Annotated in this window: 14 protein-coding genes; 5 read left to right on the plus strand and 9 right to left on the minus strand. The window is 72.0% G+C overall.

Going from position 1 to position 12847, the window contains the following annotated elements:
- Positions 1-128 precede the first annotated feature (128 nt).
- From ASG83_RS00205 to thyX, 7 genes are all read right to left on the minus strand, one after another.
- The gene (locus tag ASG83_RS00205) at positions 129-650 is read right to left on the minus strand and encodes a CinA family protein (protein ID WP_055855656.1); all 522 of its coding nucleotides are present in this window, start codon (positions 648-650) and stop codon (positions 129-131) included.
- Positions 647-1243: a CDP-diacylglycerol--glycerol-3-phosphate 3-phosphatidyltransferase gene (gene pgsA, locus ASG83_RS00210; RefSeq protein WP_055858920.1), complete on the minus strand. Its 597-nt coding sequence runs from the start codon at positions 1241-1243 to the stop codon at positions 647-649. Before pgsA ends, ASG83_RS00205 begins: the two co-directional genes overlap by 4 nt.
- 110 nt (positions 1244-1353) lie before the next feature.
- Complete coding sequence (locus ASG83_RS00215) at positions 1354-4089, minus strand: DNA translocase FtsK (RefSeq protein ID WP_055855659.1); 2736 nt, start codon at positions 4087-4089, stop codon at positions 1354-1356.
- 68 nt (positions 4090-4157) lie between these two features.
- Entirely contained in the window at positions 4158-4901 is a 744-nt protein-coding gene (locus ASG83_RS00220; protein WP_156710887.1) for a hypothetical protein, read from the minus strand.
- A 63-nt stretch (positions 4902-4964) separates the two neighbouring features.
- The gene (locus ASG83_RS00225) at positions 4965-6641 is read right to left on the minus strand and encodes a ribonuclease J (protein ID WP_055855665.1); all 1677 of its coding nucleotides are present in this window, start codon (positions 6639-6641) and stop codon (positions 4965-4967) included.
- A gap of 78 nt (positions 6642-6719) precedes the next feature.
- Positions 6720-7694, minus strand: coding sequence for a 4-hydroxy-tetrahydrodipicolinate synthase (gene dapA / locus ASG83_RS00230; protein ID WP_082598955.1), 975 nt, complete (start codon positions 7692-7694; stop codon positions 6720-6722).
- Between the two features lie 50 nt (positions 7695-7744).
- The gene (thyX, locus tag ASG83_RS00235) at positions 7745-8479 is read right to left on the minus strand and encodes an FAD-dependent thymidylate synthase (RefSeq protein ID WP_369813364.1); all 735 of its coding nucleotides are present in this window, start codon (positions 8477-8479) and stop codon (positions 7745-7747) included.
- Between the two features lie 119 nt (positions 8480-8598).
- Between thyX and ASG83_RS12960 the strand changes: the two genes are divergently transcribed.
- From ASG83_RS12960 to ASG83_RS00255, 4 genes are all read left to right on the plus strand, one after another.
- Positions 8599-9027, plus strand: coding sequence for a thioredoxin family protein (locus ASG83_RS12960; RefSeq protein ID WP_055855666.1), 429 nt, complete (start codon positions 8599-8601; stop codon positions 9025-9027).
- Positions 9024-9509, plus strand: a complete 486-nt coding sequence (locus ASG83_RS12965; protein ID WP_055855671.1) for a DUF4395 domain-containing protein — start codon at positions 9024-9026, stop codon at positions 9507-9509. Before ASG83_RS12960 ends, ASG83_RS12965 begins: the two co-directional genes overlap by 4 nt.
- A gap of 96 nt (positions 9510-9605) precedes the next feature.
- Positions 9606-10031: an OsmC family peroxiredoxin gene (locus ASG83_RS00250; RefSeq protein WP_055855673.1), complete on the plus strand. Its 426-nt coding sequence runs from the start codon at positions 9606-9608 to the stop codon at positions 10029-10031.
- Positions 10031-11035, plus strand: a complete 1005-nt coding sequence (locus ASG83_RS00255) for a TIGR01777 family oxidoreductase (protein WP_255358241.1) — start codon at positions 10031-10033, stop codon at positions 11033-11035. Before ASG83_RS00250 ends, ASG83_RS00255 begins: the two co-directional genes overlap by 1 nt.
- On the opposite strand, the gene ASG83_RS00260 is transcribed toward ASG83_RS00255, so the two are convergent.
- Together ASG83_RS00260 and dapB are read right to left on the minus strand one after the other, a co-directional pair.
- Complete coding sequence (locus ASG83_RS00260) at positions 11032-11487, minus strand: hypothetical protein (protein ID WP_235451406.1); 456 nt, start codon at positions 11485-11487, stop codon at positions 11032-11034. The genes ASG83_RS00255 and ASG83_RS00260 overlap by 4 nt on opposite strands.
- The gene (dapB, locus tag ASG83_RS00265; RefSeq protein ID WP_055855678.1) at positions 11484-12281 is read right to left on the minus strand and encodes a 4-hydroxy-tetrahydrodipicolinate reductase; all 798 of its coding nucleotides are present in this window, start codon (positions 12279-12281) and stop codon (positions 11484-11486) included. Before dapB ends, ASG83_RS00260 begins: the two co-directional genes overlap by 4 nt.
- Before the next feature lie 60 nt (positions 12282-12341).
- Here dapB and ASG83_RS00270 point away from each other — a divergent pair, with 60 nt between their 5' ends.
- A complete protein-coding gene (locus ASG83_RS00270; protein ID WP_055855681.1) occupies positions 12342-12836 on the plus strand; it encodes a GNAT family N-acetyltransferase in 495 nt (164 codons plus the stop codon).
- Positions 12837-12847 lie beyond the last annotated feature (11 nt).

The following is a 12847-nucleotide window of genomic DNA, read 5'->3' on the forward strand; positions in this document are numbered from 1 at the left end:
CTGTATCCCACCGCCGAGTGCGTCGACTCTAACCGGCTGCGCCTGGATGACGCGTGTCAGTCTGCTGTCTGTAACACGACCGTCACCACAGCTATTCCCGCGAGGCGGCGAAGTTGAGCCCCTGCGGCTCAGCTCTTCGACGCGGCGACCAGTCGCTCGACCAGCAGGTCGAGAACCGCCTCCGCGGCGGCCGCCCGGATGGCCTCGCGATCTCCCTCCAGCCGCAGCTCGCGCACCTCCGTGCCGCGGTCGTCGGCGACCGCGACGAAGACGAGCCCGACCGGAGCCGCGTCCTGCGCATCGGGCCCGGCGACGCCCGTCGTCGCGAGCCCGACGTCAGCGGGGGCGCCCTCGACCGCGGCCGCGCGGCGCACGCCCTCGGCCATCGCCGCGGCCACATCAGGATCGACCGGCCCGCGCGCGTCGAGAAGGCGCGCCTGGACGCCGAGCAGGGACGACTTGAGCGGCGTCGCGTAGGCGACGACGCCGCCGCGGACGACCGCGGAGGCTCCGGGGATGTCGACGAGGGCCGACACGACCCGGCCGCCCGTGAGCGACTCGGCGACCGCGACGGTGCGATGCGCGGCCGTGAGTCGGCGGATCACCTCGGCAGCGGCATCCGCCCCGCCCGATCGCGGCGTCGGGGTCACTCGACCCGGCGGTTCTGCACGCGGGCCTGGCGGAGGTAGTCGAGACCCGTCACCACGGTGAGGATGACGGCCGCCGTCATGAGAGCGCCGTTGAGCCAGTGCACCCACTCGCCGAGGAGGTTCCAGAGCGGCAGAAGCGCGAACGAGATGGCGACCGACTGCACGACGGTCTTGAGCTTGCCGCCGCGCGACGCCGGGATGACGCGGTCGCGCAGCATGAGGAAGCGGAACAGCGTGATGCCCCACTCGCGCACGAGGATCACGGCGACGACCCACCACGGCAGCTCGGCGAGAACCGCGAGCATGACGAGGGCGGCGCCCGTGAGCACCTTGTCGGCGATCGGATCGAGCAGCACGCCCAGGTCGGTCACGAGATTGCGGCTGCGCGCGAGATGGCCGTCGAGGCTGTCCGTCGCGATCGCCACGATGAAGAGCAGCGCAGCGGCCACGCGGAACGCCCCGTCAGCACCGCCGTCGAGGAGGAGCAGGACGACGAAGAGCGGGGCGAGCAGGATGCGGACGACCGTGATGATGTTCGCCACGTTGCCGGTCGAGGCGGGGGTCTCCCCCGCGCTGACGACGCGCCCGCGCATCGGGAACGAGCGGCTCGAGGCGGATGCGGCGGCCTCGGGGCCGGCGGTCGTCTCGTCGCCTGCGGCGTCGGAGCGCGGCATGGTGTCCTCTCGTCGAGCCCGGGCGCGGCTCAGTCGCGACCGGTGAGCCCCCAGGCGTCCTCGTCGGAATCGCCCTCGGCCTCAGGATACCCCCGGGTCATCTCGTCGACCGGATCGCTCCCGAGGGCGGCGGATGCGCCCGACGCCGCGCCGCTCGAGCCGCCGGCGGCCGAGGAGCCGCTCGGCGCGTCGTCCCCGCGCAGCCGCGCGAGGACCTCCGGCAGCTGCTCAGGGCTGACGAGGACGTCGCGCGCCTTCGACCCCTCGGAGGGGCCGACGATGTCGCGCGACTCCAGGAGATCCATCAGACGACCGGCCTTCGCGAACCCGACGCGGAGCTTGCGCTGCAGCATCGAGGTCGAGCCGAACTGCGTGCCGACGATGAGCTCGGTCGCGGCCAGCAGCAGTTCGAGGTCGTCGCCGATGTCGGCGTCGATCTGCTTCTTCTCGGCCTCCACGGCGACGTCGTTGCGGTACTCGGGGCGGGCCTGCTTCTTGACGTGGTCGACGACCGCGGCGATCTCAGGCTCGGTGACCCACGCGCCCTGGACGCGCACCGCCTTGCTCGCCCCCATGGGCAGGAACAGGCCGTCGCCCTGGCCGATGAGCTTGTCGGCGCCCGGCTGGTCGAGGATCACGCGACTGTCGGTCATGCTCGAGACCGCGAAGGCCAGACGGCTCGGCACGTTCGCCTTGATGAGGCCCGTGACGACGTCGACGCTCGGGCGCTGCGTCGCGAGGACGAGGTGGATGCCGCTCGCGCGGGCGAGCTGGGTGATGCGGACGATCGAGTCCTCGACGTCGCGCGGCGCGACCATCATGAGGTCGGCGAGCTCGTCGACGACGACGAGCAGGTACGGGTAGGGCTGCAGCTGGCGCTTGCTGCCCTCCGGCAGGACGATCTCGTCGGCGAGCACGGCGCGATTGAAGTCGTCGATGTGGCGGAAGCCGAACGACGCGAGGTCGTCGTACCGCATGTCCATCTCCTTCACGACCCACTGCAGGGCTTCGGCCGCCTTCTTCGGGCTCGTGATGATCGGAGTGATGAGGTGCGGCACGCCCTGGTACGCCGCGAGCTCGACGCGCTTCGGGTCGATCAGGACCATGCGCACCTCGGCGGGCTTGGCGCGCATGAGGAGGCTCGTGATCATCGAGTTGATGAAGCTCGACTTGCCCGAGCCGGTCGATCCGGCCACGAGGAGGTGGGGCATCTTCGCGAGGTTCGCCACGACGTAGCCGCCCTCGACGTCCTTGCCGACGCCGATCGTCATGGGGTGGAGGGCCTTGCCGGCCGCGCTCGAGCGCAGGACGTCACCGAGGGAGACGACCTCGCGGTCGACGTTCGGGATCTCGACGCCGATCGCGCTCTTGCCCGGGATCGGCGAGAGGATGTTGACCTCGTTGCTCGCGACCGCGTACGAGATGTTCTTCGTGAGCGCCGTGAAGCGCTCGACCTTCACGCCCGGACCGAGCTCGATCTCGTAGCGCGTGACCGAGGGGCCGCGGCTGAACCCCGTGACGCGCGCGTCGACCTGGAACTGCGTGAGCACCTCGGTGATCGCCGCGACGACCGCGTCGTTCGCCGCGCTGCGCGCCTTCGGCGGCGTGCCGGGGGCGAGCACGGATGCCGCGGGCAGACGGTAGGGCGGGCTCGTCTTCGCGATCGGCGGAGGCGCGAACTCGCCGGCCTCGCCCTTCTCGCTCGCCGTCGTCGGGAAGCCCGGGAGGATCGCGGGCTCCGCGTCCTCGCGGACGCCGGAGGGGCGCGCCGGCTGCTCGCCCGTCGCGCGCTGGATGGCCTGCTCGGCCTGGTCGAGAACGGCCGCGAGGTCCCCCGTGGCCCTGGCCACGGCATCCGCCCCGATCACATCGGTGGGCTGGTCGCGCTCGACGGGCGTGTCGAAGGCGGGCACCTCGGCCCGCGGGCGGCCCTTGCGCCACCACGGCATCGAGGAGGTGTCCTCCATGTCGAGGCCGAGGTCGCTGAAACTGCCGAACTCGGGGGCGATCGCGTCGTCGGCGCTGGGCCTCTTGTCGCGGCCGCGCTCGGGCAGCTCGGCCCCGAACAGGTAGGCGTACAGCTCGCCGAGGCGCTCGCGGATGCGGTTCGGCGGCGTCTTCGTCATGATCAGCACCGACAGGAACGCGATCACGACGAGCGCGGGGATCGCCACCCAGACGGTCGCGAGCAGCAGAGCCCCGCCGAGGAGCCAGCCGATGACGCCGCCGGCCTGGGCGAGGACGAGCGCGCCCTCCGTGGGCTGAGGGGCGCCGAGGGCGATGTGGCAGAGACCGCTCACGCTCGCGATCAGGAGGCCCAGCCCGATGCCGATGCGCGTGTTGTCGTGGACGCTCGCCGGGTGCCGGAAGAGCCACGCCGCGAACAGGACCATGATCACCGGGAGCGCGTAGGCCACGCGGCCGACGAGCCCGCCGAACGTGTACGCGTCGAGCGCGAGCGCGACCGGATCGGTGGGCGTGAACCACTCGACGATCGCTCCGACGACCGCGAGCAAGACGATGAGGAAGGGCACGCCGTCGCGGCGCTCCTCCTTCGCGAGGGTCTCCTTCCCGAGCACTCGAAAGGCGCCGCCGGTCAGGTGCGCGAGACCCATCCAGGCGCTCGAGAGGATGCCCGGCTGCTCGGTCGGCGGAGCGGGCAGCCTCTTCGTGGCCTGCGTGCGGGCGCTCGGCTTCTTCGCCGCCGCAGAACCGCGCGGCGTCGAGGTGCGCGGGCGCGACGATGTGCGACTGGACGAAGCCATGGAGTCACGGTACCCGCGACCTCCGACGCCGACCGGCCCGACACGCTCGCGCGGGCGGGAGGCGCGGCTCAGGCGCCGCAGACGCCGACGAGGTTGCCGCTCGCCGCCACCGAGAACACGCCGAGGTCGGTCGTCACCGCGTGGATGTAGACGACGGTCCCGGCGCGCCCCTCCCAGTAGTCGCCCTCCATGTCGGGAGGGTTCTTCGCGACCTCGATCTGAAGGATGCCGATCGCGCCGGTCACCACGTGGATGTCGGTGAAGTACTCGGGGACGACAGTCGCGTCGGGGTGCGCCGCGGCGACGCTCGCCCCCGCGTCGCCGATGCGGACTCCCCCGTCGGTCGGGATGTCGGCCGAGTACAGATCGATGCGATCGACGATGCCGGTGTCGCGGTCGACGCCGACGCCGAACGCTGTCCCTGGGCCGTACGCGGGGGTCGTCGTCGCGTACGCCGGGTCGGTGCGCCACAGGTCGGCGCCGGGGCCTCCCGGGGCGATCTCGGCCTCGGTGCTCACGCAGGCATCCGGCTCGAACGACACCATGCGCGTGGCGGGGTCCTCGTCCGGCGGGTCGCCCAGGGCTAGTGGCCCGAGACCCTCCGCGCTCAGGGCGAGCTCGGCGAGCGCCGGTCGCGTCGGGTCCGGGGTCGGAGTCGGGGACTCCGAGGGCTCGGCGCTCGGCGAGACGTCGACGCTCGCGCTCGGCGAGGCGACCGGCTCAGCGGTCGGGCCGCACCCCACGAGGGCGAGGAGGAGCGCCCCTGCGAGCGCCCCGCCCATCGCCCGACGTCGGAACTGAGGACGGATCATGCGGAGACCGTACTCCCGCCCCCTCGCCGCGATAAGGGGTCGTCGGTCCCGAACCGGTATCGATCAGGCGACGATGACGACCGGCACGATCATCGGCCGACGACGGTGCTGCGTGTTGACCCAGCGGCCCACGACGCGGCGCACGACCTGGCTGAAGGCGTGACTGTCGCGCGTGCCGTTCTCGGCCGCCTCCGTGAGCGCCTTCTCGATCTGCGGGATGACGGCGTCGAACACGCTGTCGTCGGGGGCGAACCCGCGAGCGTGCAGCTCGGGGCCGACGACGACACGACCGGTCTGAGCATCCACCGCCACGAAGATGGAGATGAAGCCCTCCTCGGCGAGGATCCGGCGGTCCTTCAGGTCGGCGTCGGTGATCTGGCCGACCGTCGAGCCGTCGACGTACACCTCGCCGAGATCGAGCTGACCGACGATGCGGGCTACGCCGTCGCGCAGGTCGACGATCGTGCCGTTCTCCGCCAGGATCGTGCGCTCCTCCGGGACTCCGGTGTCGATCGCGAGCTGCTGATTGGCGACGAGGTGGCGGGCCTCGCCGTGCACGGGCATGACGTTGCGAGGCCGGACGACGTTGTAGCAGTAGAGCAGCTCGCCGGCGGCGGCGTGCCCCGACACGTGCACCTTCGCGTTGCCCTTGTGCACGACCGTCGCGCCGAGCGCGATGAGCCCGTTGATGACGCGGTAGACCGCGTTCTCGTTGCCCGGGATCAGGCTCGAGGCGAGGATGACCGTGTCGCCCTTGCCGACCTCGACCTGGTGGTCGAGGTTCGCCATGCGCGCGAGCACCGCCATGGGCTCGCCCTGCGACCCCGTCGACATGTAGACGATCTGGTCGTCGGGCAGGTTGGCGGCCTTCTTGTAGTCGATGAGGATGCCCTCCGGCACCTTCAGATAGCCGAGCTCGGCCGCGATGCCCATATTGCGGACCATGCTCCGGCCCATGAGCGCCACCTTGCGGCCGTTCGCGGCCGCGGCGTCGAGCACCTGCTGGACGCGGTGCACGTGGCTGGAGAAGCTCGCGACGATGACCCGGCGGGGAGCCTTCGCGATGACCGTCTCGAGCACCGCGCCGATGTCGCGCTCCCTCGGGGTGAAGCCGGGGACATCCGCATTCGTGGAGTCGGTCATGAACAGGTCGACACCTGCCTCGCCGAGGCGCGCGAACGCCCGCAGGTCGGTGATGCGGCCATCCATCGGCAGCTGGTCCATCTTGAAGTCGCCCGTGTGCAGCACGGTGCCCGCGACCGTGCGGATGGCGACGGCGAGAGCGTCGGGGATGGAGTGGTTGACGGCGACGAACTCGAGGTCGAAGGGGCCGAGCTTCTCCTGCTGGCCCTCCGTGACGGTGAGCGTGTACGGCTGGAGGCGGTGCTCCTTGAGCTTCGCCTCGATGAGGGCGAGCGTGAGCGTCGAGCCGATGAGGGGGATGTCGTTGCGGAGTCGCAGCAGGTACGGGACGGCTCCGATGTGGTCCTCGTGGCCGTGCGTCAGGACGACGCCGAGGACGTCGTCGAGACGGTCGCGGATGGGCGAGAAGTCGGGGAGGATCAGGTCGACGCCGGGCTGATGCTCCTCGGGGAAGAGGACGCCGCAGTCGACGATGAGCAGCTTGCCGTCGATCTCGAAGACGGCCATGTTGCGGCCGACCTCGCCGAGGCCGCCGAGCGGCGTGACGCGGAGGGTTCCGGGTTCGAGGGCGGGGGCCTCTTCGATGGCATGGGGCACGGGTGGAACCTCGTATCTGTCTCGCTCGGCCCTGGCGGGCCTGATCATGGCGGGGCCTCGTGCCCCCTGGTGAGGCTGTTATCGGGTGGTGCCGGCCACCTTGGGCAGGGCACCGCCGGCCGCGGCGTTGCGATCGGGCCGGAACGTTCGCAGGTCGACGCCGTCGAGGTCGTGCACGAGCGCCATCTCGTCCTCGATGATCGCCGCCTCGTGGTCCTCGGGGCCGACGAGGGGCAGACGCACGCGGGGCGACCCGATGCGGCCGAGCCCGTGGAGCACGTACTTCGTCGCGACCGTGCCGGGGACGTGCGTCATGAGCGCCCGCACGAGCGGCTCGAGGCGCTGGTGCTCGGCGGTCGCCGACGCGAGATCGTTCGCGTTGACGGCGTCGACGATCGCGCGGTAGCTCGCGGGTGCGACGTTCGCGGTGACGCCGATCAGGCCCGTTCCGCCGATCGCGAGCGTCGGCAGGACGTTCGCGTCGTCGCCGGCGAAGTACATGAGGTCGGTCTGGTTCATGACGCGGCTGACCTCGCTCAGGTCGCCCTTGGCGTCCTTCACGGCGAGGATGTTCGGGTGCTTCGCGGCGCGGAGGATCGTCTCGTACTTGATCTCGATGCCCGCACGTCCCGGGATGTCGTAGAGGATGACCGGCAGATCGGTCGCGTCCGCGATCATGCGGAAGTGCGTGAGCACACCGGCCTGGGTGGGCTTGTTGTAGTAGGGCGTGACGATCATGACGCCGTCGGCGCCGGCCTTCTCGCTCGCCTTGTAGAGCTCGATCGCGTGCGCCGTCTCGTTCGAGCCGCCGCCCGTGATGATCGTCGCGCGGCCGGAGCTGACCGCCTTGCCCACCGTGACGAGCTTGAGCTTCTCGGCGTCGGTGAGGGTGCTCGTCTCGCCCGTCGTGCCGGTGACGACGATGCCGTCGGCGCCGTGGGTGATGAGGTGCTCGATGTGCTTCTCGACCCCGGGCCAGTCGACCTCGCCGTCGGCGGTCATCGGGGTCACCAGGGCGACCAGGACCTGGCCGAAGGGGTTCTGCTCGCTCACAGCTCCCAGGGTATCGGCTCGCGCCCGCCGCCGCGCCGCCGTGCGCCCGGCTACGGGGCGACGCGGCCGTTCGCGTTGAACGACTCGTAGGTGAGGGGCATGAGCTCGGCGAAGCGCTGCTCCATGAGCTCGGCGACCATCTCGATCTCGCGCTGCGGGAAGGAGGGGAAGTGCGTGCCCTCGCGCTTCGTGCGCAGCGACAGGAAGTTCATGAGCGAGCGGGCGTTCATCGTCACGTACATCGAGCTGTAGATCGTCACCGGGAGGACCGTGCGGGCCACCTCGCGCGCGATGCCCGCGTCGAGCATCCGCTGATAGGAGGCGTACGCCGCCTCGCAGACGCCGCGCACCTCCGCATCGACCATCGCGTGCTGCTCGGGGGTCCCGGGGAGGAAGTCGTAGGCGCCGGGCTTGCCGACCTGGATGAGGTTCCGGTCGGCGCCGGGCACGTAGAAGACGGGACGCAGCTCGCGGTAGCGGCCCGACTCCTCGTTGTAGGAGGCGATGCGGTGCCGCATGAACTCGCGGAACACGAAGATCGGCGCCTGCACGTAGAAGGTCATCGAGTTGTGCTCGAACGGCGAGCCGTGCCGGTCGCGCATGAGGTAGTTGATGAGGCCGCGGTCGCGCACCGTCGCGTCCTGCCCGGAGGACGCGCTCTCGAGCGTCTGCTCCCCCTGCGTCGAGACGCGGGCGGCGAAGAGCACGTCGGAGTCGGCGGCGCTCGCGCGCACGAGCTCGACGGTCACATCGGAGCGGAAGGTGATCTCGGCTGCGTCGGACACGTTCGAAACCCTACCGGCGGCCGCGGGCATCCGACCGCCGGTGCGCTCGCGCGTCATGGAACGTCACATGCGGGCCGGTCGGGGAATAGATGAAGCCCCGTGCGTGGTTCCCTCATCTCATGGACTCCCCCGCGCTCCTCGCGATCGCCGCGCTCATCATCGGTGCCACGGCGATCGGTCTCGTCATCCGCGCCCGGTCGGTTCGCGTCGTGGTCGCCGATGCATCGCAGGCGGCGGATGCCCGTCTCGCGGTCGCGGGCGCCGACGTGACCCTGCTCCAGCTCTCGAGCCCCGTCTGCTCGGCCTGCGCGGTCATGCGGCGCGTGGGCGAGGAGCTCGTCGCGCAGGAGGACGGCCTCGCGCGCCGCGAGCTGGACGTGACCGAGCACCCCGACCTCGCGAGCGCGCACAACGTTCTGAGCACGCCCACCACGCTGCTCATCGACGCCGCCGGAATCGTCCGCGGCCGCATCGTCGGCGCGGCGAAGCCCGCCGAGGTGCGCGCGGCCGTGCAGTCGGTGCGCGAGAGCATCGGAGCCGCCGCGTGAGCGCCGCCGGGACGTCCTCGGAGGCCGGCACGCAGCCGGGGATCGACCCGCGCGGCCCCCGGTTCGGCGCCGCGATCACCGCCGTGCTGCTCCTCGTGGTCGTGGGGCTCGCGCTCAGCGGCGCGGCCGTCGCCGCGACCGCGGTTCTCGCCGCGCTCGTCGCAATCTTCGCCTGGGGGGCGTTCGCGGGCATCCGCCGCCACCCGTGGGGTCGGCTGTACGCGACGCTCGTCGCTCCGCGCCTGGCTCCCCCGACCCACCGCGAGGACCCGGCGGCGCCGACCTTCGCGCAGCTCGTCGGATTCCTCATCACGGGAGCGGGTCTCGTGCTGCACCTTCTCGGCGTTCCGGGCGCCCTCGTCGTCGCCGCCTCCATGGCGTTCGTCGCGGCCTTCCTCAACGCCGTCTTCGACTACTGCCTCGGGTGCCAGCTGTACGTGCTGCTCGTGCGCGCCGGAGCGATCCGGCCGCGACGCGCGTAGCGGGCTCCCGTAGCCGACGCGCCTGAGCGGCGGCCTCTCGCGCGTGTCGGATCACTTCCGTAGGCTGAAGCTCCCGTCAGGACGAAGGAGACCCCCATGGCCGTCACGAGCGAAGCCACCACCCTCTGGTTCGGATCCCTCACCGAGGGGCACGGCACGACATCCCTCGACTCGTCGGATGCGGCCGAGTTCCCCGTCACGTGGGCGGCCCGCAGCGAGGGCGTCCCCGGCAAGACGAACCCGGAGGAGCTCCTGGGCGCCGCGCACTCGGCCTGCTACTCGATGGCGCTCTCGCACGCGCTGACCGGTGCCGGGCACGCCCCGGAGAGCCTGCAGGTCACCGCCGCCGTCACGTTCGTGCCCGGCGAGGGCATCACGGGCAGCCACCTGCTCGTGAGCGCGAAGATCCCCGGCATCTCGGCCGACGACTTCGCGACCTTCGCGGAGGACGCGAAGAAGAACTGCCCCGTGTCGGCCGCTCTCGCGGGCGTGCGGATCACGCTCGAAGCGTCGCTCGCGTAGTGGCGCCCGCACCCCGAACCGGCCGCGGCGCGAGCTCCGACGGAGCGGGCCGGCCGCTCACGGTGCTCATCGCCGGCGCCTCCGGCATGATCGGCTCGGAGCTGCAGCGTCAGCTGCGCGCGCAGGGGCACGCGGTGCGCACCCTCGTGAGGCGTCCGCCGCGATCGGAGACCGAGTTCGCCTGGTCGCCGGAATCGCGCGTTCTCGACGCGCGCATCCTCGATGAGGTGGATGCGGTCGTCAATCTGTCGGGCGCCTCGATCAGCCGCATCCCGTGGACGCCGGGCTGGAAGAGGCAGATCCTCGACTCGCGCATCGGCGCGACGCGCGCCCTCGCCGAGGCGATGGGCATGGCCGAGCGGCCGCCCGCGACGTTCATCAGCGGATCCGCGGTCGGCTACTACGGGGACCGCCCCGCGGTGCGGCTCACGGAGGAGTCGAGCAAGGGCGAAGGGTTCCTCGCCGACGTCGTCGAGGCCTGGGAGCAGGCCGCGCAGCTCGCGCCGGAGGGCACGCGCGTCGTCCTGGCGCGCACGGGCCTCGTGATCGGCCCCGGCGGCGCGATGACGCCGCTGCGCCTGCTGACCCGCTTCGGACTCGCCGCGCGCGTCGCCTCCGGCGGCCAGCACTGGCCGTGGATCAGCCTGCACGACGAGGCGGGCGCGATCGTGCACCTGCTCACCTCGGGCGTCCGCGGACCGGTCAACCTCGCCGGCCCGACGCCCGCGACGAGCGACCGCGTGACGCGCGCGCTCGCGGCGGCGATGAACCGCCCGAACGCGCTCGTGCTGCCGGAGAGGGTCATCGCGCTCGGGATGGGCGAGGCGGGGCGCGAGCTGCTGCTCGCGAGCCAGAAGATGGTGCCGGCCAAGCTGATCGCCGACGGGTTCCGGTTCCGGCACGAGACGATCGAGCAGGCGATCGCGGAGCTCGTGCATCCGGAGGCGCGCGCATCGGTCACGGGCGGGCGCTCCCCCGCCGCGTCGTCCGACGCCGCGGCCTAGAGGATCCCGTCCGCGCGCGCGAGCCGGATCGCCTCGCGCATCGCCCACCGGGCGCGCCGACGGTCGCGCGCGCCGTCGTACGCGAGCGACAGGCGGAACCAATGCGCCCACGAGCCGGGGTTCGCCTCGGCCTCGGCGGCGTAGCGCGCGAAGACCTCGTCGGCCGCCGCGCGCTCGACCCGACCGCTCACGCGCGTCGGGAGCTCGTCGGCCGGCAGCCCTCCATCGGCCTCGAGCCGACGGCCCAGCCGCTCGGTGCGGAAGCCGAACACGAACTCGGCGACGGCGAACACGGCTCCCAGCAGCGGCAGAGCGAGGAGCGCCCAGCCGATCACCTGCGCGAGAGGCTGCGGAGCCGTGATGAGCTGCACGGCGTAGAAGACCGTGAACGTCAGGTACAGGAGGAGGAGTGCGCCCATCGCGAGCGCACTCCAGCGCGTGCGATTCCTCACGCGGGAGCGTCCGTCGCCGCGGACGGCGCGGAGGGATCCGCCGGCGCACCCGGAGAACCGGGAGCACCGAGCCCGATGAGGCGGTCGAGCCCGACGACGAGGCCGCGGACGTGCGCCGCGGCGCGGATCGACAGCGCGATGCCCTGCTCGTACGCGGCGGGCGACAGCGTCTCGTGGGTGAGCGTGAGCACCTCGCCGGTTCCGCCGAAGTGGACGTCCTGCTTCGCGACGACGCCCTGCAGTCGCAGCGAGTGGATGGGCACGCTCGCGACCTGCTGACCCCTCGCGCGCTGGTCGACGTGCGGCGCGACCACGGGCCCGAGCTCGGCGCGCGCGTGGCCGATGAGCTCCGCGGTGCGCACGGCCGTGCCGCTCGGCGAGTCGACCTTGGCGGCGTGGTGCGCCTCGACGATCTCGACCGACTCGTAGAACTGCGCGGCGATGGTCGCGAAGTGCGTCGCGAGCACCGACCCGACCGAGAAGTTCGGGATGATGACGACCGCGGCATCCTCTCGGCCCGCGAGGAGGGTGCGCAGCGTCCGCACGCGGTCCTCGCTCCAGCCGCTCGTTCCGACGACGACCGCGAGGCCGGCGCGCACCGCGTGATCGACGACCGTCGGCGAGACGCCGGGGTGGGTGACGTCGAGCACGACGTCAGCGCCGAGCATGTCGTCGAGGGAGCTGCGCGAGGTGAGGCGCGCGACGAGCTCGAGATCTGGCTGCTGCTCGATGACGCGGCACGCGACGGAGCCCAGACGCCCGCTCGCGCCCACGACGGCGACCCGGATGACCATGGGATCAGCCTACTGTCGGGATGCCGAGCGTCCGCCGCCGTGCGCTCGTAGGCTTCAGGGATGGTGACCTTCCGCGAGGCGATGCCGACCGACCCGACCGCGGCGGCGCTGCTCGACCAGTACTTCGCCGCGCGCGCCGACGGGTTCCCCTCCGGTCGCGCGTACCGGCGCCCGACCGTGGACGCCGCGCAGTTCGCGCCCCCGGGCGGGGTGTTCCTGCTCCTGGAGGGCGAGAATCTCGCGGGCGAGCCGGCCGATGTGGGCTGCGGAGGCATCAGGACGATCCCCGATGGTCCCCTCGGGTCGCGCCGCGAGGTGAAGCACGTGTGGGTGCAGCCCCACGCGCGGCGGATCGGCGCGGGGCGCTCGCTCATGCTCGAGCTCGAGCGCCGGGCTCGCGAGAGCGGCGCGCGCGAGCTCGTGCTCGACACGCACGACGCTCAGACGGCGGCGGGCGCGCTCTACGCGAGCCTCGGGTTCGCGCCGGTGGAGCCGTTCAACGACAACCCGAACGCGACCCTCTGGCTCGGCAAGCCGCTCGCGCCCGCCGACTGACGTCGAGCGGG

It is taken from the genome of Yonghaparkia sp. Soil809 (genome assembly GCF_001429705.1).
Classification (GTDB): Bacteria; Actinomycetota; Actinomycetes; order Actinomycetales; family Microbacteriaceae; genus Microcella.